At 46.9% G+C, this 25,071-nt stretch carries 22 protein-coding genes, 1 tRNA gene and 1 other annotated feature; of the genes, 1 reads left to right on the top strand and 22 read right to left on the bottom strand.

All coding sequences use genetic code 11. The features are described 5' to 3' along the window. Positions 1-172: 172 nt before the first annotated feature. The 22 genes from clpX to CHL76_RS09820 all read right to left on the bottom strand — a co-directional run bounded on the left by clpX (position 173) and on the right by CHL76_RS09820 (position 24,533). The gene (gene clpX / locus CHL76_RS09925) at positions 173-1,447 is read right to left on the bottom strand and encodes an ATP-dependent protease ATP-binding subunit ClpX (RefSeq protein ID WP_079475813.1); all 1,275 of its coding nucleotides are present in this window, start codon (positions 1,445-1,447) and stop codon (positions 173-175) included. Positions 1,448-1,774: 327 nt separating this feature from the next. Then, entirely contained in the window at positions 1,775-3,112 is a 1,338-nt protein-coding gene (gene tig, locus CHL76_RS09920) for a trigger factor (RefSeq protein ID WP_079475812.1), read from the bottom strand. Positions 3,113-3,255: 143 nt separating this feature from the next. Further along, positions 3,256-4,278 carry a tetratricopeptide repeat protein gene (locus tag CHL76_RS09915; RefSeq protein ID WP_094908463.1) on the bottom strand — a complete coding sequence of 341 codons (1,023 nt, stop codon included), beginning with the start codon at positions 4,276-4,278 and terminating at the stop codon, positions 3,256-3,258. Between the two features lie 142 nt (positions 4,279-4,420). Beyond that, positions 4,421-5,011, bottom strand: coding sequence for a 3-isopropylmalate dehydratase small subunit (gene leuD / locus CHL76_RS09910; RefSeq protein ID WP_094908462.1), 591 nt, complete (start codon positions 5,009-5,011; stop codon positions 4,421-4,423). 12 nt (positions 5,012-5,023) lie between these two features. After that, positions 5,024-6,439 carry a 3-isopropylmalate dehydratase large subunit gene (gene leuC, locus CHL76_RS09905; protein ID WP_079475809.1) on the bottom strand — a complete coding sequence of 472 codons (1,416 nt, stop codon included), beginning with the start codon at positions 6,437-6,439 and terminating at the stop codon, positions 5,024-5,026. A gap of 17 nt (positions 6,440-6,456) precedes the next feature. After that, a complete protein-coding gene (leuB, locus tag CHL76_RS09900; RefSeq protein WP_079475808.1) occupies positions 6,457-7,545 on the bottom strand; it encodes a 3-isopropylmalate dehydrogenase in 1,089 nt (362 codons plus the stop codon). A gap of 37 nt (positions 7,546-7,582) precedes the next feature. Beyond that, positions 7,583-9,136: a 2-isopropylmalate synthase gene (locus CHL76_RS09895; RefSeq protein ID WP_094908461.1), complete on the bottom strand. Its 1,554-nt coding sequence runs from the start codon at positions 9,134-9,136 to the stop codon at positions 7,583-7,585. A 4-nt stretch (positions 9,137-9,140) separates the two neighbouring features. Continuing rightward, a complete protein-coding gene (gene ilvC / locus CHL76_RS09890; RefSeq protein ID WP_079475807.1) occupies positions 9,141-10,145 on the bottom strand; it encodes a ketol-acid reductoisomerase in 1,005 nt (334 codons plus the stop codon). 30 nt (positions 10,146-10,175) lie between these two features. Continuing rightward, positions 10,176-10,694: an acetolactate synthase small subunit gene (gene ilvN, locus CHL76_RS09885; RefSeq protein WP_079475806.1), complete on the bottom strand. Its 519-nt coding sequence runs from the start codon at positions 10,692-10,694 to the stop codon at positions 10,176-10,178. Further along, positions 10,691-12,418 (bottom strand): acetolactate synthase large subunit, encoded by a 1,728-nt coding sequence (ilvB, locus tag CHL76_RS09880; protein WP_079475805.1) that lies wholly within the window; start codon positions 12,416-12,418, stop codon positions 10,691-10,693. The genes ilvN and ilvB overlap by 4 nt, the downstream gene beginning before the upstream one ends. Positions 12,419-12,546: 128 nt before the next feature. Beyond that, positions 12,547-12,799 (bottom strand) — a binding site (T-box leader). A 37-nt stretch (positions 12,800-12,836) separates the two neighbouring features. Beyond that, positions 12,837-13,742, bottom strand: a complete 906-nt coding sequence (gene ilvE, locus CHL76_RS09875; RefSeq protein WP_079475804.1) for a branched-chain-amino-acid transaminase — start codon at positions 13,740-13,742, stop codon at positions 12,837-12,839. 337 nt (positions 13,743-14,079) lie between these two features. Next, positions 14,080-14,156, bottom strand: a tRNA-Arg gene (locus CHL76_RS09870). A 72-nt stretch (positions 14,157-14,228) separates the two neighbouring features. Then, positions 14,229-14,789, bottom strand: coding sequence for a metallophosphoesterase (locus CHL76_RS09865; protein ID WP_158219145.1), 561 nt, complete (start codon positions 14,787-14,789; stop codon positions 14,229-14,231). Positions 14,790-14,799: 10 nt separating this feature from the next. Next, complete coding sequence (locus CHL76_RS09860) at positions 14,800-15,396, bottom strand: XTP/dITP diphosphatase (protein WP_079475802.1); 597 nt, start codon at positions 15,394-15,396, stop codon at positions 14,800-14,802. Next, positions 15,397-16,173: a ribonuclease PH gene (rph, locus tag CHL76_RS09855; protein ID WP_079475801.1), complete on the bottom strand. Its 777-nt coding sequence runs from the start codon at positions 16,171-16,173 to the stop codon at positions 15,397-15,399. Further along, positions 16,142-17,011 carry a glutamate racemase gene (racE, locus tag CHL76_RS09850; protein WP_079475800.1) on the bottom strand — a complete coding sequence of 290 codons (870 nt, stop codon included), beginning with the start codon at positions 17,009-17,011 and terminating at the stop codon, positions 16,142-16,144. The genes rph and racE overlap by 32 nt, the downstream gene beginning before the upstream one ends. Before the next feature lie 228 nt (positions 17,012-17,239). Then, positions 17,240-18,961: a phosphoenolpyruvate--protein phosphotransferase gene (gene ptsP, locus CHL76_RS09845; RefSeq protein ID WP_079475799.1), complete on the bottom strand. Its 1,722-nt coding sequence runs from the start codon at positions 18,959-18,961 to the stop codon at positions 17,240-17,242. After that, positions 18,961-19,224 carry a phosphocarrier protein HPr gene (locus CHL76_RS09840; RefSeq protein WP_022793139.1) on the bottom strand — a complete coding sequence of 88 codons (264 nt, stop codon included), beginning with the start codon at positions 19,222-19,224 and terminating at the stop codon, positions 18,961-18,963. Before CHL76_RS09840 ends, ptsP begins: the two co-directional genes overlap by 1 nt. A gap of 342 nt (positions 19,225-19,566) precedes the next feature. Further along, entirely contained in the window at positions 19,567-20,364 is a 798-nt protein-coding gene (gene sdhB / locus CHL76_RS09835; RefSeq protein WP_079475798.1) for a succinate dehydrogenase iron-sulfur subunit, read from the bottom strand. After that, positions 20,364-22,142 (bottom strand): succinate dehydrogenase flavoprotein subunit, encoded by a 1,779-nt coding sequence (sdhA, locus tag CHL76_RS09830; protein WP_079475797.1) that lies wholly within the window; start codon positions 22,140-22,142, stop codon positions 20,364-20,366. The genes sdhB and sdhA overlap by 1 nt, the downstream gene beginning before the upstream one ends. Before the next feature lie 39 nt (positions 22,143-22,181). Beyond that, entirely contained in the window at positions 22,182-22,793 is a 612-nt protein-coding gene (locus CHL76_RS09825; RefSeq protein WP_079475796.1) for a succinate dehydrogenase cytochrome b558 subunit, read from the bottom strand. A 390-nt stretch (positions 22,794-23,183) separates the two neighbouring features. Then, positions 23,184-24,533, bottom strand: a complete 1,350-nt coding sequence (locus CHL76_RS09820; RefSeq protein WP_094908460.1) for a TrkH family potassium uptake protein — start codon at positions 24,531-24,533, stop codon at positions 23,184-23,186. Between the two features lie 91 nt (positions 24,534-24,624). On the opposite strand from CHL76_RS09820, the gene CHL76_RS09815 reads away from it, so the two are divergent. Then, positions 24,625-25,026, top strand: a complete 402-nt coding sequence (locus CHL76_RS09815; protein ID WP_094908459.1) for a DUF2507 domain-containing protein — start codon at positions 24,625-24,627, stop codon at positions 25,024-25,026. Positions 25,027-25,071 lie beyond the last annotated feature (45 nt).

The following is a 25,071-nucleotide window of genomic DNA, read 5'->3' as shown; positions in this document are numbered from 1 at the left end:
TTCTAAAGGTATACTATTTATTTTATCCTATTTATAAATTTACTGTCTATGAAACATTACTCATTGACAGGAAGTGGCGTATAAATACTATGTATAAATAATCAGAACCCCCGCACCATACGGATGCGGGGGTTTCTGTATAAGGTCCCTTTTCATTCAGGCGAAAAACCGTTTATGCACTTTCTTTCGGTTTGTACTGTTTTAATGTCACTTCTTTGCCGTCTTTTGTTTTTAGAAGAGGGGATCCATCACTATCTACGCTTTCTGCTGTAATAGTGCAGGAAACAATTTCTTCTTTGGAAGGCAGATCATACATGACATCAAGCATGATGCCTTCGATAATGGAACGAAGTCCCCGAGCCCCGGTTTTACGCTCAATTGCTTTGCGGGCAATCGCACGTAGCGCGTCTTCAGTGAATTCAAGCTCCACTTCGTCCATTTCCAGCAGCTTCTGATACTGCTTAACGAGCGCGTTTTTCGGCTGCGTAAGAATTTCAATCAATGCTTCCTCGTCCAATTGCGACAAGCTGGAAATAACCGGGATACGGCCGATAAATTCAGGAATCAGGCCATAACGGAGCAGGTCTTCCGGCAGAATCCGGCTCATGTATTCATCGTGGCCCATCTCTGCATTTTCAGATTCCGCTCCGAAACCGATAATTTTACGGCCGAGACGTTCTTTTACAATCTGCTCGATACCATCAAATGCACCGCCGCAGATGAAAAGCACGTTGCTTGTATCGATCTGGATGAATTCCTGATGAGGATGCTTTCTGCCGCCTTGCGGTGGAACACTTGCTGTTGTTCCTTCCAGAATTTTCAGGAGGGCCTGCTGCACCCCTTCCCCGGACACATCACGAGTAATAGACGGGTTTTCTGATTTACGGGCTACTTTATCGATTTCATCAATATAAATAATCCCTTTTTCAGCTTTTTCTGTATCGTAATCAGCTGCCTGGATCAACTTCAGCAGAATATTTTCCACGTCTTCGCCTACGTACCCTGCTTCTGTTAAAGAAGTCGCATCCGCGATCGCAAACGGGACGTTCAGAATACGGGCCAGCGTCTGGGCTAATAACGTTTTCCCGCTACCGGTCGGGCCTAGAAGCGCTATATTACTTTTGGCCAACTCCACATCGTCGGTTTTCTTAGTCGAATTTACACGTTTGTAGTGATTATAGACCGCTACAGAAAGTGATTTTTTCGCTCTTTCCTGGCCGATAACATAATCATCAAGTGTCTCATTAATTTCGTACGGCTTCGGAATTTCTTCGAATTCCACTTCTTCTTCTGAACCTAATTCTTCTTCCACGATCTCCGTGCACAGTTCGATACATTCATCACAAATGTATACCCCGGGCCCGGCGACCAGTTTACGAACCTGATCCTGAGTTTTTCCACAGAAGGAACATTTCAACTGACCTTTTTCTTCATTGAATTTAATCAACTGGTTCACCCCTCACCTAAATATGAAACGCTTGAAACAGCGTAATGTATACAATCAAACCGTCTGATTGAGCCTTCCAGCTATTCTTCTCAGCGCGGCATATTCTCTGTTCTATCTACAAACAAATATTAATTCTTCGTTTACTATATAGGAGATTTTTAAATAACACAATTATTGCGCTTGAGTTGAATTGTATCATACTTTCCTATGGAAATCGAAACAATACCCTCCGCCCTGCGCAGGTCAAAACAATTGGGTTTTGAGCGTTTTAGGCGGAAAAATCCTGAAGGCACACTTCACCCTCAGGATTTTTACAGCATTTATGCCTTATTCGCTTTCGGCTTCTTCAGCTTCTGGTTTTTCCTTCTTCGGTACAGTTTTGCTGTGCTCTACAAGGTAATCAATCGCACGCTGCAGACGAAGATCCTGTTTCAACATATCCACGCCGCCCTGCATTTCGATGAGGCTGCGGATTTCTTCTTTATCACGCTGGTACATGTCAGCCATTTTTTGAAGTTCGTTTTCCACGTCTTCTTCACTTGCTTCGAGGTTTTCCTGCTCGGCTACAGCTTCGAGTGTCAGATTCATGCGGACACGTTTTTCAGCTTCCGGCTGGAACTGCTCTTTCATGCCTTCTTCGTCCGTACCAGTAACCTGCTGATACATTTCAAGAGTCATTCCCTGGGACTGGAGACGCTGGCTGAATTCCTGAAGCATACGGTCGGATTCTGTGTTGATCATTGCCTGCGGAATTTCTGCTGAAGCTTTCTCCGCTGCTTGTTCAACTACTGTGTCACGCTCGTGATGCTCTTTTTCATGCTCACGATCATGTTCGAGCTGATGGCGCACTGCTTCTTTAAGTTCGTCGAGTGTTTCTGCTTCGTGCTCTTCTACGTCCTTCGCGAATTCATCGTCGAGCTCTGGAAGCTCTTTACGCTTGATTTCATGAAGTTTGACATGGAAGACAGCTTCTTGCCCGGCAAGGTTTTCAGCATGGTATTCTTCCGGAAAAGTAACCGTAATGTCTTTTTCTGTACCCGGCTGCATGCCTACAACCTGCTCTTCAAATCCTGGAATGAAGGAATCGGAGCCGATTTCAAGCGAATGATTTTCCGCACTGCCGCCTTCAAAAGCTTCTCCGTCTACGAAGCCTTCGAAATCAAGTACAGCAGTATCCCCGTCCTGAACTTCGCCTTCTTCGACCACGGCAAGATCTGCATATTTGCTTTGAAGATTTTCAAGCTCTTCATTCACTTCTTCATCTGATACAGAGGTATCGAACTCTTCTACTTCAAGCCCTTTAATTTCGCCGAGCTCTACTTCCGGCTTCACGGTAACTGTTGCTGTGAATTTCAGGTCTTTGCCCTTTTCCACTTCTTCCACATCAATTTCCGGCCGGTCAACTGGTTCAATCCCCGCTTCATCCACTGCTTCGGCATAAACATCCGGAAGCAGGATATCCAATGCGTCCTGATATAAAGACTCTACTCCAAAACGGCTTTCAAAAAGCTTCCGCGGTACTTTTCCTTTACGGAATCCTGGAATAGATACATCGTTTTTCACTTTATTAAATGCTTGATCCAGAGCTTTATCAAACCGTTCCGACTCTACGTCTACGGTTAAGACTCCCTGGTTTCCTTCTTTCTTTTCCCAACTGGCATTCATTCAAATTCCCTCCAAATAACTAGGTTCTACCGTGTAAACAACTACCCTATTATAACATAACACTAAACCATTTCAATGAATGAATCATTTTCCGCTAAACTTACTCCCACAAGGGATTAAACAATACTCTCAAATGGGGTGTTTCAGATTTCCTGAATGAACCCCTGAATCCTTTCATATTCCTGCTGCATCGACTTAAATCCTGGTTCAGCCACCCCGTAAAAATCCCTGATACCCTGTTCGTCCGGGAGCGGTTCAAACTGCCGGAGCGTCTCGAAGTGCAGAACTGCTGCCAGCACTTCAATCTGGACTGAAGGCGGGAAAGGATAGTAGTACAACAGCAGCTGCTGCAGCAGCTCTTTTGCATGCTGCAGAAGAACCGGGTCTTTGTCGCTGAGCGAGCTGTCCAGCAGAAACGAGGACTCCTTATATGAACTGCTTTCTTCCAAAGCCGGCAGCGTCGAGGGGGCAAATTCCCCTTTCCTTCCCAGCTTCTCCACCCATATAGTCTCCTCGACCTGCCAGTCCTTTAAGAGCAGCAGAAGGAAACTCTTCATTAAAGGAGAAGTCTCCGGGCGGGCAAGCAGCTCCCTTATCGCAGACATCCATGTTTCCGGCCCTTCTTTTCGAAGCACGTTTAACACATTCAGTTTCTGCTCCTCCGTGCCCATTTGAAGTATCATTTCCCATTCCACCGGCAGCGAAGAACGGTCCTCCAGTATTGGATTATTATATTGTTCTGTATCAACTTCCGTCTGCATCATTCCGCCAGCCAGGGTATACAACTCCTCGAACTGCTCCCGAAGATGGCTGGGGATGCTTTTTGTCTCCTGTACTTCGTCCAGCGTTTCAACTACCTGGTCGTACCTGCCCAGTTGGGCCAGGACCGGCACATATACTTGCAGGATTTCGAGAAAATCACTGGTCCTGTCTTGCAGCAGCTCTTCCCCCCATGCGGCTGCCTTCTGCATTTGCCCTGCTTCAGCATACGCCAACAGAAGACCATAGGAAGCATCCGGGTTAACACTGTCATGCATCAGTGCATGACGAAACACATGTACTGCCTGTTCTTTTTCCCCCGCTTTCAGTTGTTCAAGTCCCTGCTTAACCAATTGGCTGGCTGTTCCGGGGAAAGAAACAACCTTCTGCTTCGGCATTTTACCCATCTGAAGCCTCCTTCTGTGCAAATCCGCTATGCCAGTAGATCATACATTTTCGGGCGGGCAGGTCAAATTATATATATGTATAAAGCTATGCAGCAAATCTTAATGTACAAAAGAAGACGGCCGCTATGGGCCGCCTATCCCGTTAAACTTTGACCCGTTTTTCATACGCTTCGATGTCTTCTTCATATTGAAGCGTAATACTAATTTCATCCCATCCGTTTAACAGCATCTCTTTCCAATAAGGATCTATTTCAAATGTCGCCTGAAAACCTTCATTTTTATCAGAGATCTGCTGATTTTGTAAATCTACTGTTAAGTGGTACTCTCTATTCTTCCCGTTCTGCATCAGTTCATAAACCTGATTTTCGGGCAGTCTTACCGGCAGTATACCGTTTTTAACACAATTGTTGTAAAAAATATCTGAATAGCTGGGTGCGACAATAACCCGAAACCCATAGTCCTGAAGGGCCCACGGGGCGTGTTCCCTCGACGAGCCTGAACCAAAATTGTGATCAGCAATCAAAATCGAAGCATTGACTGCCGATGGATAGTTCAGTTCAAAAGAAGGGTCTTCTTCCCCGTCTGACTTGAAACGCCAGTCGAAAAATAAAAATTGACCGAACCCAGTACGCTCCACGCGCTTTAAGAACTGCTTCGGAATAATCTGGTCTGTGTCCACATTAGCCCTTTCCAGTACAGCCGTATTTCCTTCATGCACCGTGAGTGCTTCCATCCCGGTCCCTCCTTATGACGAAACTGTTTTATCTAAATTGCGCACATCTACGAAGTGTCCATAAATAGCAGCTCCTGCTGCCATAGCCGGACTGACCAGATGTGTCCTTGCACCTTTTCCCTGCCTGCCTTCAAAGTTCCTGTTGGAGGTGGAGGCACACCGCTCTCCCTCCGGCACGAAATCAGGGTTCATACCGAGGCACATGCTGCACCCCGAGTCTCTCCATTCAAATCCAGCTTCCTTGAATACCTGGTCGAGTCCTTCCTCTTCCGCCTGCAGCTTTACCTGCTGGGAGCCCGGCACCACCATTGCCCGGATGCCCTCAGCTACTTTGTTGCCGCGGATAATTTTAGCAGCTTCACGAAGGTCTCCGATCCGTGCATTAGTACAGGAACCAAGAAACACATGCTGCACATGGATATCTGTAATTTTCGTCCCGGGCTCCAGTGCCATGTAATCCAGCGATGTTTTAATCACTTTTTTTTCAGTGGCATTTCTGCCGTCTTCCGGATACGGAACGGTGCCATGGATACCTACACCCTGAGATGGATTGGTCCCCCATGTTACCATTGGCTCAATTTCGTCTCCGGCGATCACCACGCGTTCATCGTATTCGGCTCCTTCGTCTGTAGCAAGCTGGCGCCACTGGTTCACTTTTTCATCAAACGCTGCACCTTCCGGTACAAATCGGCGGCCTTTCAAGTAATCAAACGTTACCTGGTCCGGGCTGATCAGACCGGCACGCGCGCCGGCTTCGATAGACATGTTGCATATCGTCATCCGCTCTTCCATTGTCAGTCCACGGATTGCCTCGCCTGTATATTCCAGTACATAACCGCTGCCGAAATCAACGCCGAATTTTGCAATGATCGACAAAATAATATCCTTGGCTGTTACCCCGGTGCCCAGTCTTCCATCCACATGGACCTCCATCGTTTTCGGAGGAGACTGCCACAACGTCTGCGTGGCAAGCACATGCTCCACTTCACTTGTACCAATTCCAAAAGCAAGAGCTCCAAAAGCACCGTGAGTAGACGTGTGACTGTCACCGCAAACTATCGTTTTCCCTGGCTGGGTCAGTCCGAGCTCTGGACCGATAATATGCACGATACCGTTATTTGGGCTGTGAATATCAGCAAGCTCCACGCCAAACTCTTTACAGTTATCAAAAAGAGTATCAATCTGCTTTTTCGAAATGGCGTCTGTAATAGACTCCCGGTTCAACGTCGGCACATTATGATCCATCGTCGCAAAGGTCAGATCCGGCCGCCTTACCGGGCGTCCGCTCAGCCGGAGTCCTTCAAAGGCCTGCGGGGACGTGACTTCGTGGACCATGTGAAGGTCAACATACATTAAATTCGGTTTACCGGCTTCGGCACGAACTGCATGCTCATTCCAGATCTTATCAATGATAGTTCTAGGCTTCATGGAACTTCCTCCTTTTATTATTTTAATGCCAGCCTTTCAATATGACGGCATACAGCTTTTGTGATTTCGTCGGTCGAGGCAGCAGAGGTTTCACCCCTGCTTAGGTCTGCTGGAAGAAGCCCCTCTAAAAGTACCTGTTCAATAGCTTCTTCTACGACATCTGACTCTCTCTGAAGGCCGAATGAATATTTCAGCATCATGGCACTTGAAGCGATCGTAGCCAGAGGATTGGCTATTTTCTTTCCGGCGATATCAGGTGCCGACCCGTGGACCGGTTCATATAAAGCTGGCTTTTCACTGCCTATGCTCGCAGACGGCAGCATGCCGAGTGACCCTGTCAGCATGGACGCTTCATCGCTTAAAATATCTCCAAACATGTTTTCCGTTACGATGACATCCAGCTTTTTGGGATCATACATAATTTGCATGGCAGCGTTATCTACAAGCATATGCTCAAGCTCCACGTCCGGGTAATCTCTGGCTGTTTCTTCGGCTGTTTCCCGCCACAGGCGGCTTGATTCAAGAACGTTCGCTTTATCAACTGATATTACTTTTTGCGTGCGTAAACGGGCAATTTCAAAAGCCTGCTGAACGATTCTTTGAATCTCTGATTTTTTATATACTAATGTGTCCACCGCTGCTTCTTCCCCATCGATGGTCCGGCGTTCTCTCGGCTCACCAAAATAGAGACCTCCGGTTAGTTCCCGGACAATCATCACGTCGACTCCATCAATAACTTCTTCACGCAGAGGCGAACTGTGCAGCAAACTTTTGAAACTGCGGACCGGGCGCAGATTGGCAAACAGTCTTAATTCTTTACGGATGCGGAGCAGCCCCTTTTCCGGACGTTTTTCTCCCGGAAGGTGGTCCCACGCCGGGCCTCCTACTGCCCCGAGCAGAATGGCATCGCTTTTTTTACAAATATCAAGCGTATGAGCAGGAAGCGGGTCATCGTACTTGTCCACCGCACCTCCGCCGATATCTGCATACTCAAACGTAAATGAATGGTTAAACGATGTTTCAACCTGCTTCAGCACCTGAGCTGCAGCCTCTGTTACTTCCCGTCCGATACCGTCACCGGGCAGGATCGCAATCTTCTTTTCCATCTCGATCTCTCCCTTGTCCGCTGCTTCAGTAATTATTTTATGGCGTGGATATATTTGCTACTTTCGGCTGGTTTTCTGCACGCCGCTGGTTCATTACACGATTCACCGCGTTAATATACGCTTTTGCAGAAGCTTCAAGCACATCGTTATCTGTTCCGCGTCCACTTGATTCTGTTTCTTCAAATGCCAGGCGCACAAATACTTCTGCTAACGCATCGCGGCCACCGGTGGTGGACTGGATACGATAATCCTGAAGTGTAAATCCTTCACCAACAATTTTTTCAAGCGTGTTGTAAAGAGCTTCCACACTTCCCGAGCCAGTACCTGCATGCTCGAGGCGCTCTCCTGCCTGATCCAATACCGTAACCGTAGCAGTTGGTATATTGGCGGTTCCATACGTGACCTGCAGAGTTTCAAGAGTATAGTATTTTACCGCATCGCCGGCTTTCTCATCGGCCATTAAAGCAAAAATATCTTCATCCGTAATCTCTTTTTTCTTATCTGCCAGTTCTTTAAATGATTTGAAGACTTTATTGATCTCTTCTTCGGTGGCATTGTAACCAAGAGAAATAATTTTTTCTTTAAAGGCGTGCCGGCCGGAAAGTTTGCCGAGCACCATCCGGTTCGCTTCTACACCGACAAGCTCCGGCGTAATAATTTCATACGTTGACGTTTCTTTCAATACGCCGTCCTGATGAATACCGGATTCATGGGCAAAAGCATTGTCGCCGACGACGGCTTTGTTGTTTGGAACCTGCATACCCATCAGGGAACTGACAAGGCTGCTCGTCCGTTTAATTTCGTTTAGCGTAATATTGGTCGATTTGCCATAAAAATCATTCCGGATATGCAGAGCAACTGCAATTTCTTCCAACGAAGCATTGCCAGCACGTTCTCCAACCGCGTTGATGGTACATTCCACCTGCTCGGCGCCGCCTTCTACAGCAGCCAGCGAGTTAGCGGTCGCCATGCCGAGATCGTCATGGCAATGCGCTGACAGTACAGCTTTATCGGCGTTCGGTACCTCATTCTTAATATAGCGGAACATACTGCGGATTTCCTCCGGCATAATAAAGCCGACTGTGTCCGGCAGGTTCACTACGTCGGCGCCGGCATCGATAACTGCTTCGACGACTTCTGCCAGGAATGGCAGCTCTGTCCGGCAGGCATCCTCTGCAGAAAACTGGACTTTGGCAAAACGTTCTTTTGCATAGCGTACCGCGTTAACCGCTGTCTCAATTACCTGTGCCTGTGTCATATGAAGCTTGTGCTCACGATGGATGGGGGAAGTAGCCAAAAACACGTGAATTCTTGGCTCCGCCCCTCCTTTTAACGCTTCCCAGCAGGCATCGATATCAGAAGTAAGCGCCCGGGACAAGCCGGTTACTGAACTGTTTTTGACAGTATCCGCGATTTCCTTTACAGAACGGAGGTCGCCTTTAGAAGCAGCTGGAAATCCCGCTTCAATAATATCAACACCCAGACGTTCGAGCTGTTTCGCAATTTGAAGCTTTTCTTCAAAGTTCAGGTTGACGCCCGGCGTCTGCTCTCCATCTCGAAGCGTCGTATCGAAAACGTTAATGTTTTTCACAGCATTACACTCCCTTGGAATTTGGGTTAACAAACGGCATCATTTCGCGGAGTTCACGGCCTACCTGCTCAACGAGGTGATTTCTTTCCCGGGCGTTGGTAGCGTTGAATTCTGGACGGTTCGCCTGGTTTTCTGCAATCCATCCTTTAGCAAAACGGCCGGTTTGAATATCAGTCAGAATGCCTTTCATGGCCTGTTTGGTATCTTCTGTTACAATGCGCGGTCCAGCCTGGAAATCTCCCCACTGGGCGGTGTCTGAAATAGAATAGCGCATACCTTCAAGACCGCCTTCATACATCAAATCAACGATCAGCTTCAGCTCGTGCAGGCACTCAAAATAGGCAATTTCCGGCTGATATCCGGCTTCAACAAGCGTTTCGAACCCGGCTTTAACAAGCGCGGACGTTCCGCCGCAAAGAACAGCCTGTTCCCCGAAGAGATCGGTTTCTGTTTCTTCCTGGAAAGACGTTTCTAAAATACCGGCACGACCGGCGCCAATTTGTTTTGCATAAGCAAGTGCAGAGTTCATGGCATTTCCACTTGCATCCTGATACACAGCATACAGGGCAGGCACACCGGCTCCCTGTTCGAATGTCCGGCGCACAATATGTCCCGGCCCTTTAGGTGCTACCATGAATACGTCCACATCTTCCGGTGGCACAATCTGGCTGAAATGAATATTGAAACCGTGCGCAAACGCAATCGCTTTTCCAGCTTTAAGCTCCGGCTTGATTTCTTCTGTGTAGATCGTCGGCTGATACTCATCCGGAAGGAGGATCATGATAACGTCTGCTTTTGCTGACGCTTCTTTTACAGAATATACTTCAAATCCATCCTCCGACGCCTTGTCCCATGACTTTCCTCTGCGAAGTCCAATGATAACGTGAACGCCGCTTTCGCGAAGGTTTTGGGCGTGGGCGTGGCCCTGAGAGCCATAACCTACGATTGCTACTGTTTTCTCCTGAAGTGCTGCCTCATTTACATCGTTGTTATAAAATACCTTTGCCATTGCTAGAACCTCTCCTTTTATGAATACTCATTAATTAATAATGGAATACCTGGTTTGATCATTGCTTTTTTTCGTAGCTCTTTGGAAAGCCGTTACACCCGTGCGGGCCATTTCTTTAATGCCGTACGGCCTTAAGAGATCGATGAGCGCCTCTACTTTCGGTGTGTCCCCAGTTACCTGAATCGTGACGCTTTCTCTGCCGACATCGATGACTGTGGCACGGAACGGGGCAATTAAATCCGATATTTCTCCACGCTGGCCGGAACCTGTCATGACTTTAATCATCGCGAGTTCTCTGGCTACAATCGCTTCATCGGTAATATCACGGACTTTTAGTACGTCCACCTGTTTGTTCAGCTGCTTGATGACCTGGTCGAGCCCCCGTTGGTCACTCACGTTCACCACGAATGTCATTCTCGACACCTCCGGGTTTTCCGTCATCCCAACCGTGATGCTTTCAATATTAAAATGACGGCGGGCAAACAGGCCCGTAATGCGGTTCATTACTCCTGTTGTATTGTTTACTGTCGCTGTAATGGTCCGCCTCATGGTTTCACTCCTTCCATTTGATGATGCCCCTGCCCGGGAGCGATCATCGGATACACATTTTCTTCTTCGTGTACTCTGCAGTCGATAACCACCGGGCCATTATAATTAAATGCTTCTTCAAGCACTCCTGCTACTTCATTTTCGTCAGTGATTTTGTACCCTTTAATATCGTACGCTTCCGCCATTTTCACGAAATCCGGCTGGATCGGGAACAGGGAGTTCGAATACCGCTCTTCATAAAAGAGCTGCTGCCACTGGCGGACCATACCAAGGGAGGCATTATTGACCAAAAGCACTTTCACCGGCAGATTCAGCTCCTGCAGAATCGATAGCTCCTGCATTGTCATTTGAAAGCCGGCATCTCCAAGAATAGCTACCACCTGACGGTCCGGCTCAGCAAACTGGGCACCGATTGCAGCTGGAAACCCGAATCCCATTGTTCCGAGTCCTCCGCTTGTCACCCAGGCGTTCGGATGGTCGAATTTATAATACTGGGCAGCCCACATTTGGTGCTGGCCAACGTCCGTCGTGATAATCGCTTCGCCATTAGTTTTCTCATACACTAACTCTGTAAGCTTCTGCGGTTTAATATACTCAGAGCCTTCCTTGTACCAGAGCGGGAATTCCTGCTGCCATTCGTCCACTTTCATTCTCCAGCGCACGCTTTCGCCAGGCTGTGGGTTTACTTCATTCAAAAGGCGAAGGGCTTCTTTGGCATCCCCCACTACCGGGATATGCGTTTCAATGATTTTACCGATCTCTGCCGGATCAACGTCAATGTGGGCGACTGTCGCTTGCGGGGCGAAGTGCTCCAGATTCCCGGTGACACGGTCGTCAAAGCGGGCGCCAATATTGATAAGCAGGTCAGCTTCGTGGAGGGCCATATTGGCTGCATACGTTCCGTGCATTCCGGCCATGCCAAGCGCCAGTTCATGAGTACCTGGAAATCCGCCAAGTCCAAGAAGCGTTGAAGCAACCGGAATCTGCTGCTGTTCAACGAATTCAAGCAGTTCCGGGGAAGCACCGGCATGCAGAATGCCCGCTCCGGAGAGAATTACCGGACGCTTGGCTTTCGTTACTGCCTCGGCAAGCTTGCGGATCTGAAGTTTGTTTGGTGTGTACGTTGGCTGGTAGCCAGGGAGGTTCGGCTCATCATCGTAATGAAACATTCCAGAGGCAATGGATACGTCTTTAGGAAGGTCAATTACGACCGGTCCCGGACGCCCTGTGGTAGCAATATGGAATGCTTCCCTGATAATTCTCGGCAGGTCTTCTACCGTTCGTGCCTGAAAATTATGCTTCGTGATCGGCATCGTAATACCCAGGATATCTGCTTCCTGAAAAGCGTCCGTACCAATCACGGAGGTAGCTACCTGACCGGTCACAACCACAAGAGGGAGAGAGTCAATCATAGCGTCAGCAATGCCGGTGACCACGTTTGTAGCTCCTGGTCCTGACGTTACGACACACACACCGGGCTTCCCTGAAACTCTTGCATATCCCTCTGCTGCATGAATGGCCCCCTGCTCATGCCGCGAAAGGATATGACGGATACCGGTACGGTAGATTTCGTCGTAAGTGGGAAGAATAGCCCCGCCGGGATAGCCGAAAATAGTGTCTACATTTTCCCTGGCCAAAGCCTGGATCAGCATGCTTGAGCCACTCATTTCCTGGTTTTCGTCTTTCAGTTCGCGCCCTTTTACTTCTCTCACTCTTGTATTCATACTCGCTCCTCCTTTTATACTCAAATCTTTTCTTTCTCACTGCCTGCCTCTATATACGCCCTCCGAGAAGGGAACTACTGGATAATAAAAAACGCCCTTTCACCTCCAATAGACAGCTGCTGCTGCTCTAAAGGGGCGAAAAGACGTCTGCTTTTCACGGTACCACCCTTTTTTACAATAAGCTCGCACTTATTGCCTTAAGAACCGCTTTTCCGGTTCGGTTTGCCATAACGGAGGCCCACTCGGCATCCGGCTTTCCCTACTCAGGTTCAGGAAAGCTCTCAAGGGGGAGTTCAATACGATTTCCTGCTGCTCTTTCAGCCACGGCAGCTCTCTGTGAAGGAAAATACATTATTTACTGGTCCCTGTCGTCGATTTCTCAATACTATTTAATTATATTGTACATCTATTCAGTCAATTAGCCAATCTCTATGCGGGAATTGTCTGAATAAACTTTTACTCCGTCCTCTACTACTTTCTGTCTGAAAGCGCGCAGAAGACGGTTTGTTTCTTCTCCCGGCTCCCCGTCCCCAATTATTCTTCCGTCTACCTTCACAACGGCAATGACTTCTGCAGCTGTGCCGGTCAGAAAGACCTCCTCGGCGGTATAGACGTCGTGTCTTGTAAAGGCCTCTTCGCGCACGTCGTATCCCATGTCTGCAGCCATTTCCAGAATCGCCTGCCGGGTGATTCCCTCTAAAGCTCCAATGTATCCCGGCGGCGTCATCAGCGCTCCATTTCTAATAATAAAGATATTATCTGCGGACCCTTCCGCGACATACCCCTGATCGTTCAGCATCAATGCCTCACTGACGCCGGCCAGGCTTGCTTCCATTTTCACCAGTATATTATTCAGATAATTTAATGATTTCACCTTAGGACTTAACACATCCGGCCGGTTCCGCCGGGTCGCCACTGTCACAATTTCAAGGCCGTGCTCATAAAATTCTTTTGGATAGATTGCAAGCTCCTCTGCGATAACTATGATAGAAGGATTTGCACACGATGCAGGATCCAGGCCAAGGTTTCCTACGCCTCTTGAAACGACAAGCCGGATATAAGCATCTTCAAGTTTATTTTTCTGCAGTGTCTGCCTGATGATTTCCGTCATCTCTTCTTTAGATTGAGGTATATCAAGCATGATCGATTTCGCAGAGTGGTATAAACGCAAAAGGTGTTCATCCAGCTTGTAAATATTGCCATTGTATACGCGAATGCCTTCGAAAACGCCATCGCCGTATAAAAAACCATGATCATATACGGAGATTTTGGCATCTTCCTTTTTGACGAATTCTCCGTCCAAAAATATCCATTGTTCCGACACTGATATCACCTCTGCGTCCCTTCAATCTATCGTCTGCCTTTCTAATTTAACAGGGTAATGTGTACACCCTCAAAAGGCAAATGTTCTTTCTCTGACTACATTTTTAACGTTTGACGTATATATTACGCCCAATCTAGTTTGTGGTCAACCATTTTAAATAAACTTTTTAGATAATTTGTACTTCTGCATCAGATATAAGTTCCAGTGTCCACTATGCTGAAATATAATCTTCCATATTTTCCGCTTTTCTCTTTTCCAACAGCGGTTTGAAAGTAAAATAAAAGGGACAGAAAAGGAGGCCCCTTTTCTGTCCCTTGAACATATCGATAATTAAAAATGGCGTCCCAGGCAGGACTCGAACCTGCGGCCTACAGCTTAGAAGGCTGTTGCTCTATCCAGCTGAGCTACTGGGACATCTGTTTTTTGCGACATTCATTATGTTAAAATATTTTTCCTTAAAAGTCAATAAAGGTTTCCAGAGGGATTTTATTCACCCTCTGGAAACGGAAAGCTTTTTGAAAGATCAAGAAGTTCATTGCCTGAGTCTCTCTCGTAAAAATGGACGTTAATCGACTGGCCCTGATTGGAGACATTTACGATAGCATACGTCTGTTCGGGCCGTTCCTGCGGAAGCAGCAGGCTTCCGGGATTCACAAAAATTGTTCCGTCTTCTTCGAACGCCCCAGCTACGTGAGTATGGCCGGAGCATACCAGGTCAGCGTTGATTTGCTCAGCTTTAGAAAAGAGCGAAGCATACGATGTTTTTACCTGGTATAAATGTCCGTGAGTAAGATACGTTTTAATGTGCCCCACATCTACCGTTAATTCATCAGGGAAATTTCCCGGACTGTCGACATTGCCCTGTACGATGTGCACATTATTTAACATTTTGTCATCCGGCGAGGCTTCCGAATCCCCGCAGTGCAGCACAGCGCTTACTCCTTCCTGATGACGGTCCAGTACCTGCTTTAATACTTCTTCGCTTCCATGATTGTCGCTTACCACTAAAATGTCCATTGATTCTGCCTCCAACTCTTTATGATTCATAAAATTATTTTCAGCTGTCCAGCAGCAGCTTCCGGCCCTGAGCCCAAAGCTTTTCAAGCGCCCTGCCCCGATGACTGATACGGTGCTTTTCTTCTGCATTCAACTCTGCCATCGTCTTTTTGTAGCCTGGCAAATAGAACACAGGATCATAACCAAAACCGTTAGTTCCAGCCCGCGCCTCTGCTATTTCCCCTTCACACGTTCCCGTAAATGTATGCACACTTCCGTCTGGCAGTGCCACGGCCAGCACACAAACAAAACGGGCGCTGCGTCTATCACGAGGAATATGCTTTAATTCCTGTAAAACTTTTTCCATGTTCGCTTCGTCATCTTTGTTTTCTCCTGCATACCGGGCAGAGTACACGCCCGGACGGCCGTCTAAAGCATCAATCTCCAGACCTGAATCGTCTGCAATCACTGTACAGTTGAGATGGTCTCTCACAGCCTCTGCTTTAATAATGGCATTTTCTTCAAAGGTAACGCCTGTTTCAGGGATATCGTCAATCTTTTTCTCCAGTAAAGATTCCACTTTATACTGACTGCCAAACATGTGTTCAAACTCTTTTACTTTGCCAGCGTTTTTTGTAGCTATTACGATCGTTTTCAATTACACCATCCTTCCGCTGCCATCATCTGAAAACTTTTCTTCGATAGAAGCCGCTGCGGGCCCAATAACCTGCTTTTGAAGCTGAATGATCTCATATACTCCTGTCTCTGCAGTATCGAGCATATCATTAAGCTGCCCTCTTGTATACGAGGCTTCTTCCCCTGTACCCTGTACTTCTACGTATTCCCCGTTTCCAGTCATCACTACGTTCATATCTACATTTGCCTGTGAATCTTCTGAATAAGCAAGGTCGAGGATGGTCTTCTGTTCAGCGTCAAGCCCTACAGATACAGCCGCTAAATAATCCGTTATGGGAAAGCCTTTAAATTTCCCCTGCTCGTGGTAGGACTGCACAGCCATAGCAAGTGCAATAAAGGCTCCTGTTACCGAAGCGGTACGAGTCCCTCCGTCAGCCTGAATGACATCGCAGTCAATCCATACGGTGCGTTCACCGAGAAGTTTTAGATCCACTACCGCCCGGAGCGCACGCCCAATTAAGCGCTGAATTTCCATAGTCCTTCCCGTAAGCTTGCCCCGTGCCGCTTCCCGGATATTACGGGTTTCAGTCGCTCGTGGCAGCATCGAGTATTCTGCCGCAATCCATCCTCTTTTCTCCCCACGCATAAAAGGGGGGACCCGTTCTTCAATACTCGCCGTACAAATCACCTTTGTCTGTCCAAAGGAAATCAGCACCGAGCCTTCAGGATGCTTTAAATAATCTGTTTCAATTTGAATAGAACGAAGTTCATTCCATTCCCTTCCGTCCAATCGATTCATACAATCTTCCTTTCTTTTCACTCCCGGTAAACCTTCCGCTAGTATCAAGCCGAATAGAAACTACCTGTTCTATATGCTGGTCCATCCATTGGTTTGCTATGTTTCGGAATTCTGTTTCAGGGCCTGTAGTATAAAACCTGTGAATTGGAGGAATATCTCCCGCATTTAAGGTTTCATGATAATTAAGCAGCGTGCTTACTTCCCTGGCTGTTTCATCGCCGGAGGAAATCAACTGGATGTCCGGCCCAACTGCTTCCTGGATGACACTTTCAAGCAATGGGTAGTGAGTACAGCCTAAAATCAGCGTATCATACGAAACGTGCTCTAATGGCAGCAGTGTCTGCTTCACGATATCGAGAACGGCCTTCCCCTCGCATTGCCCCTGCTCAACAAGCGGAACGAATGGCACACATGCAAGCGAGGTGACTTCTACCTCTTCATTTATGGACTTCAAGGCCCGTTCGTATGCGCCGCTGCTGACGGTGCCACTCGTACCGATAACGGCTACCTGATCTGTCTTTGTTACTTTCAGTGCGGAGATGGCTCCAGGAGTTATTACACCTACGACCGGAATGTCCAACGCCTGTTTTACTTCTTCAAGAACCACGGCTGTTGCTGTGTTACAGGCGATCACAAGCATTTTAATATTCTCAGACTGCAGCCGCTCAATCATCTGCCAGGTAAAGATCCTTACTTCTTCAATCGGCCGCGGGCCATACGGACATCTGGCAGTGTCCCCTATGTATATCATTTCTTCTTTTGGCAGCTGCCTTAAAATTTCCCGGGCAACAGTCAGGCCTCCGAGGCCTGAATCAATAACGCCAATAGGTTGTTTCATGTTTGCTTCTCTCCATTTTCAGCCCGTGTTGTCCGGACTTGGACTAACCAGGTTTTTTCACTCTATGCCCTGCCTCAGGACTACTACCAATATTATAATTTTTGTAAAGAGCTTTTTCACTCAGGAACATCAACTTTTTCAGTATACAAGAAAATGAGCGTTTCATCACCCACAAAAAAGCCTGGAACCTATCAACGGTTCCAGACTTTTCACTTGCCTGCGTCCTGCTTACTGAATGATAAACCCTCTGTTTTCCACAAGCTCAGCGATTTCATCCGCTGTGGCACATTTCATCGCTTCTTCTACAAGCCCTTCTGCATCTGTTTTCTTCAACGAACGCAGCTGGGTTCTTGCCGGGAGCACTGAGGTGGCGCTCATGCTGAATTCATCCAATCCTAGCCCTAACAGAAGAGGAACCGCTGCAGGTTCGCCAGCCATTTCGCCGCACATTCCTGCCCACTTGCCTTCTTTATGAGCAGCGTCGATTACGTTTTTAACTAAACGAAGAATCGCCGGGTGGTAAGGCTGATACAGATGAGCAACTTTTTCGCTCATCCGGTCCGCAGCAAGTGTGTATTGGATTAAATCGTTAGTACCTATACTGAAGAAGTCCACTTCTTTAGCAAAAATTTCTGCTGCCGCCGCTGTGGAAGGAATTTCTACCATAATACCTACTTCAATATCATCGGAAACTTCGATATTTTCACCCTGGAGCTCTTCTTTTGCCTCCGCGAGCATCGCTTTGGCTTCACGGACTTCTTCTACTGTAGCAACCATCGGGAACATAATTTTTAACTTCCCGTAGGAGCTCGCCCGCAAGAGAGCGCGGAGCTGTGTCCGAAACATATCTTTTTTTTCGAGGCACAGACGGATCGCTCGAAAGCCGAGAAACGGATTCATTTCTTTTGGCAGATCCAAGTATGGAAGTTCTTTATCGCCGCCGATATCAAGCGTACGTATAACTACTGGTTTTCCTTGCATGCGCTCAAGCACTTCTTTATAAGCCTCAAACTGCTCTTCTTCAGAAGGAAGTTCATTTCTGCCCATGTACAAAAACTCTGTCCGGTATAAACCGATGCCTTCTGCTCCGTTAGCTAAGACGCCGTCGAGGTCGTTCGGGGTACCAATATTAGCTGCCAGTTCTACCGTGTGCCCGTCCTCTGTTTCCGTCGGCTCGTTGACCAGCTTCGCCCACTCTTCTTTCTGGCGGTTAAACTGTTCTAGCTTTTCTTTGTACTCCTGGACTTCGGCATCACTTGGATTAACGATAACCCGGCCCTCCAGGCCGTCTACAATCAAAAGGTCGTCCTGATTAATCGTGTCCGTTGCTTCTTTTGTGCCCACGACAGCCGGAATTTCCATCGATCTGGCCATAATAGCAGAATGAGACGTACGCCCGCCGATGTCTGTAGCAAAGCCTCGAACATATTCGTTCAATTGGGCCGTATCAGACGGGGTCAGGTCATCAGCAATAACTACTACTTCCTGGTCAATCGTTGCCAGGCTGGTGTTCTCAAGACCAAATAAATGCATAAGAACACGTTTTGACACATCCCGGATATCTGCGGCGCGCTCTTTCATGTATTCATTATCCATGTTCTCAAACATATCCACATACATATTGGCTACTTCGCTGAGAGCATATTCTGCATTGGCGCTCTCTTCCGTAATTTTACTGGAGACACCATCCATAATCTCAGGATCCTCCAGAACGAGCAGATGGGCAGAGAAAATCTCCGCCTGGTCTTCTCCCATGTCCTGAAGTGTTTTTTCCTTAATCACCTGAAGTTCATGCTTGGACTCCTGAACTGCTTCTTTAAATCTTGTGATCTCGTCCTGGGCGCTATCCACCGTTTTTTTACTTACGTCTAATTCCGGTTCTTCCAAAAGAAAAGCTTTTGCAATCGCTATTCCTTTTGAGGCAGCAATCCCTGTCAGGCTGGCACTCATTATTCTCCAAGCCCTTCTTTAATCACTTGATCCACTGCTTCCATCGCTTCCTCTTCATCGTTGCCTTCAATTTTAACCGTTACCTCGGATCCTTTTCCAACGCCGAGAGACATAACGCCCATGATGGATTTCAAGTTTACCGATTTGCCGTTGTATTCTAAAGAAATGTCTGAAGAAAACTGGCCGGCTTTGTTTACAAGCTGCGTCGCCGGACGCGCGTGGATTCCTGTTTCGTTTGTAATAGTGAATGTTTTTTCCTGCATGATTTATACCCCTTTTCAATATAGATCGCTTTCACTAAGAAGCACGCACCATGTGCGCTTTTCTGGAAAGCAGGCTTTTTATATTGTACTTCACCCTTAATAAAGTCGCAACTGCGATCTGCTCCATAAACCCGGAGCCTTGTACACTGCTATTATCAACGGTTTCAGTATGTAAATACTGTTATATTGTACCACTGAGTTTTATGGGAAACAAGAATAGGCGCAGCAGCCGGCTTTCTTATAGTGAACAAAGCTGCTTTCGCTGTATTGGCAGGCAAAACGGTCAGTGACTTTTCATAAATATAATAAAAAAGACAGCCCGGGGGCTGCCTTTTTATTGTATTAGTTTCCGCCGCCAAAAAAGTTTTTAAACGACTGAATGTTTGTTTCACGATTCATCGCTGCAATGGAAGTTGTTAAAGGGATCCCCTTCGGACATACTTCCACACAGTTCTGAGAGTTACTGCAGCTGCTGATGCCGCCTTCGCCCATCAAAGCTTCCAGCCGGTCGGATTTATTCATTTCTCCTGTCGGGTGGGAGTTGAATAAACGAACCTGGGAGATAGCTGCCGGTCCGATAAACGAAGAATTATCATTTACGTTCGGGCAGGCTTCGAGGCATACTCCACACGTCATGCATTTGGAAAGCTCATATGACCATTGACGTTTGTTCTCTGCCATTCTAGGCCCAGGGCCCAGGTCATATGTGCCGTCAATTGGAATCCATGCCTTCACTTTTTTCAGCGAATCAAACATCCGGCTTCTGTCTACCTGAAGATCTCTCATAACCGGGAATGTTTTCATCGGTTCTAGACGAATCGGCTGCTCAAGCTGATCAATAAGGGCAGTACAGGACTGGCGGGCCGTTCCGTTAATAATCATCGAACATGCACCGCATACTTCCTCTAAACAGTTCATATCCCAGATAACAGGGTTCGCCTGATTGCCCTGGCTGTCGATAGGATTTCTACGGATTTCCATTAGAGCAGAAATGACGTTCATATTTTCTCTGTAAGGAACCTCAAATTCCTGGTCATAGGAGGGGCTGTCCGGGTCGTCTTGCCGGGTAATTATAAACTTCACTTTTTTTGCGTCGGTTTCTTCCGGGTTACGCGTTTCTTGTGCTTGTGCATCACTCATTAGTTACTTGCTCCTTTCTCAGAAGATGCTTTTGCCTGGGAGTAGTCCCGTTTTCTCGGCTTAATCAGCGAAGTGTCGACATCTTCATACTCAAATTCAGGGTGATTAGTCTGCGGGTTGTATTGAGCCTTCGTCGTTTTCAGGAAGTCTTCATCATTACGCTCCGGAAACTCTGGCTTATAATGCGCACCGCGGCTTTCATTACGGTGGTAAGCCCCCAGAGTCATCACGCGGGCCAAATGAATCATTCCTTTAAGCTGGCGCGTAAACATGGCCGCATGGTTGTTCCATTTGGAACTATCGTGCATGTTGATATTTTCCCAGCGCTCGAGAAGCTCCTGGAGCTTGTCATCTGTCTCAAGCAGCTTATCATTATGCCGGACCACGGTCATATTGTTTGTCATCCACTCGCCAAGTTCATTATGAAGTGCATATGCATTCTCAGTGCCGTCCATATTCATAATTTTGTCGAACTCCTGCTGTTCTTCCTGTTTCTTTGTTTCAAAAAGCGAAGAAGAAAGATCTTCCGCTGATTTCTCCAGGCCGTTGGCGTATTCTACTGCATTCGGCCCGGCGACCATGCCGCCGTAAATAGCGGAGAGCAGAGAGTTGGCACCAAGACGGTTACCACCGTGCTGGGAATAGTCGCACTCACCGGCGGCGAAAATGCCGGGGATGTTTGTCATTTGATTATAATCTACCCACATGCCGCCCATGGAATAGTGTACGGCAGGGAAAATTTTCATTGGAACTTTCCTTGGATCATCACCCATGAACTTTTCATAGATTTCCATAATACCGCCGAGTTTTACATCAAGCTCCTGCGGATCTTTATGGGAAAGATCCAGATAAACCATGTTTTCTCCATTAATGCCCAGTTTCTGGTTAACACAAACATCAAAGATTTCGCGTGTGGCAATGTCCCTAGGAACCAGATTACCATAAGCCGGATACTTTTCTTCCAGGAAGTACCATGGCTTGCCGTCTTTGTATGTCCAGATGCGACCGCCTTCCCCGCGCGCAGATTCACTCATCAGACGGAGTTTATCGTCGCCGGGAATAGCAGTAGGATGAATCTGGATGAATTCGCCGTTGGCATAGTTAACACCTTGCAAATAAAGCGACGAAGCAGCAAAGCCGGTATTAATCATTGAGTTCGTAGATTTTCCGAAAATAATGCCGGGGCCGCCTGTAGCCATAATGATCGCGTCTGCACGGAATGTTTCAATTTCCATCGAACGAAGATTTTGGGCGGCAATGCCTTTACAGGTTTGTTCTTCATCGAGAATAGCTGAAAGAAATTCCCAGCCCTCGTATTTGTTAACAAGGCCTTCCACCTCATAGCGGCGAACCTGTTCATCCAGTGCATATAACAGCTGCTGTCCCGTCGTAGCACCAGCGTATGCCGTACGGTGGAACTGCGTGCCTCCAAAACGGCGGAAGTCAAGCAGCCCTTCCGGAGTACGGTTAAACATAACGCCCATGCGGTCCATCAGGTGTATAATCCCTGGCGCTGCTTCTGTCATAGCTTTCACTGGAGGCTGATTTGCTAAAAAGTCGCCTCCATATACAGTATCATCAAAGTGTTCCCATGGAGAGTCGCCCTCCCCTTTTGTATTGACAGCACCGTTCATGCCGCCCTGAGCACAGACAGAGTGAGAACGTTTTACCGGTACAATTGAAAACAAGTCCACTTGAGAACCTGCTTCAGCGGCTTTGATTGTTGCCATCAGTCCTGCCAGCCCGCCGCCTACGACAATAACTTTTCCATTACTCATGCGGATGTTTCACTCCTTTAGTTTAGTAAAAAGCTTATCTTATACGAATGCAAAAATAGCCCGCAGGCCAATCACAGACATTGCTACGAAAACGACCAGCGTAAAGTATGTTGCAGCCAGCTGGGCTTTTGGTGTAACCGTAATGCCCCATGTAACCAAAAAGGACCATAAACCGTTAGAAAAGTGGAAGGTAGCAGACAGTATGCCTACAATGTAAAATGCGAGCATCCAAGGATTCGCTACAATGTCCGCCATCATCTGGTAGTTCACCTCAGCGCCAAAGAACTGCGCCTGCACCCATGTATCCCAGACGTGCCAGGTAATGAACACCAACAGGAAGACGCCGGTGATACGCTGAAAAATGTACATCCAGTTACGGAAATAGCCGAAGCGCTTCGCGTTTGCTTTACCCTGAAATACGATAAAAAGTCCATAAATACCATGAAACAATATAGGAATATAAATGAGAAACATCTCTAAAAAGATACGAAACGGTAAGTTTTCCATAAAGTGAGCCGCACCGTTGAATGCTTCAGCACTCCTTGTCGCGAAATGGTTTACTACAAAGTGCTGCATCAAAAACAGTCCAATTGGAATGATACCAAGAAGCGAGTGCAGCCTCCGGGCGGCAAATTCCTTATTTAAAGCCATATTCATCCTCCTCCATTAGCATAAAAATTCTCTCTCCATCCTGTTAGTCTGTAATGCTTTCTTTTCCGGCTCCATTACCCCCTTGCTGAACTTTCCACCGCCCGCACAATAAACAGAAGTACAGCTTTCCGTTCTCTATGTACATATATGCCGGCTGCGCTTCCTGCTTCTTTTCCATTAGTGCAAAATGCATATGCATGCAAGATACAACCAATTAGTCACAAAATGGAAAAGAAATATTCAAGGAATTGTACGAAACGTTACGTTAATTGTACTCCCCCTAAAATTACCCGTCAAGAAAACGTATACAGCATTTCAAATGTATGTTATTCATTCTTTATGCGCTTCACTCTCCCGTCAATAAAGAAAGCCGGAGGACATCCTCCCCGGCTAGCCAATAATTATGCGTTCTATTGGATATCTATAATGAGATTTTGTCTCTTTCTTTTTCACCGAGAATAAAAACACTAAAATCCCTACGCGTCCAATAAACATCAGGCACATGAGCAACAGATGGCTCGGAGTGGAAAAGTCATCCGTTAATCCGGTGGAAAGTCCACAGGTTCCGAAGGCCGAGCTTGTTTCAAAAATAATATCAATTAATTCTACTTCCGTATTGCCACGCTCGAAGGCACTGATTAAAGTAATCGCTGCAAGCAGCCCTACAATAAAAAAGGAAATGACAATAAAAGTCCGCTGCTTATCCTCCGGGTCAATCTGGCGGTTGAACACTTTTACATCTGAACGTCCGAGCGCAAAGCTTCGAATGGTTAAAAACATTACCGCAAGTGTAGTAGTACGGATACCTCCCCCCACACTCGACGGGCTCGCTCCAATAACCATTAAGCCGGACATCAGCAGAAGCGTCGGCATGGAAAACGCCGAAACGTCCATCACCGATAATCCAGCACTTCTTGTAGTCGCAGAGTTAAACATCGAGAAGAAGAACTGCTGATGCCATGCCATGCCGTCATAATAAAATCCGAATTCAAGCGCCCATATACTGACGGCACCAAGTACAAACACGAGAAAATAAGTAGTCGTCGTCACTTTTGTGAACAGGCTGAAATTAAAGCGTTCTCGGTTTGTTAAGTATTCCCTGACCTCCATCAGAACCGGAAATCCAATAGCTCCAGCAAAAATCAATGTTATTACCACAAACAGGACGTAATAGTCTTCAGCAAACGGAATGAGAGACTGTCCTGTAACGTCAAAGCCGGCATTGGTGAAAGCACTCAACGCCGCAAAGCCTCCCTGGTAGTAAGCCTCCCAGGTTGAATCAAAGTAACGCAGAAAGTAGGTGCCAAGTATCAGCATCCCCATTGCTTCGATCCCTAAAGCAAGAAGCAGAATGTTCCTCATTAGCTTGACCATTCCCGAAAACTTGTACTGATTCTGGTCCACCATAATCAGTAATCGCTGAGATAAATTAATTTTTCTTCCAAAAACCATCCACACAAAGGTGCCGAGTGACATAATTCCAATGCCGCCTACCTGCATTGCCAGCGCTAAAAATGCTATCCCGACAGCGCTCAGCGTGTCAGATACCTGAATGACTGTCAGGCCGGTTACGCTAACAGCTGATACTGAGGTAAATAAAGCTTCGATATATGTTAATTCATGCCCCGGCTGGTGGGAAATAGGAAGCCAGAGCAATAAACTGAACAACAGCATTGAAAAAACGTAGGCACCGATGATCATACGAAATGGCGTCATTTTTTCTGCAAAAATATTTTTCATATCGGTCCCTCCGTCATAATCGTGCATTAGTATATCATGTATGATTTTGGGAATCTATAGAGATTTCCAACTCCAGCATGTATAATATCAGATGAAGAAAGTGGTGATGGAAATGGAAGAAGAAACAAATAAATCAACTGCCTTCGGGTATGAATTGCTTCGAAAAAATGTCCTCCCTGATATTTTAGGCTCGGACGAGCATGCAATATTATACTGGGCGGGTAAACAGCTTGCCCGCCGCTATCCCTGCAGTTCACCGGCGGAAGTAGCTGATTTTTTCCGCGATGCCGGCTGGGGTGAGATCGAATGGAAAAAAGAAAGAAAAAAGGATGCCATCGCTGAACTGTCTTACTATGCCAAGGAAGCTCCATATACGAAAGCGTTAGAGGGCGGATTTTTGGCAGAGCAATGGTCACAGATGAAAAATACGTACGCCGAAACCTACATAGAAGAAAAGCAAAAATCTATCACTATGCATATTAAATGGGAGTAATCCAACCGCTGTCTCAAAGCAAAACGTTCGCTGATACGCATCAGC

The sequence above is a fragment of the Marinococcus halophilus genome, from assembly GCF_002265875.1.
GTDB lineage: Bacteria > Bacillota > Bacilli > Bacillales > Marinococcaceae > Marinococcus > Marinococcus halophilus.
The sequence above is the reverse complement of the archived record's forward strand: the minus strand, read 5'-3'. Positions and strand labels throughout refer to the sequence as shown.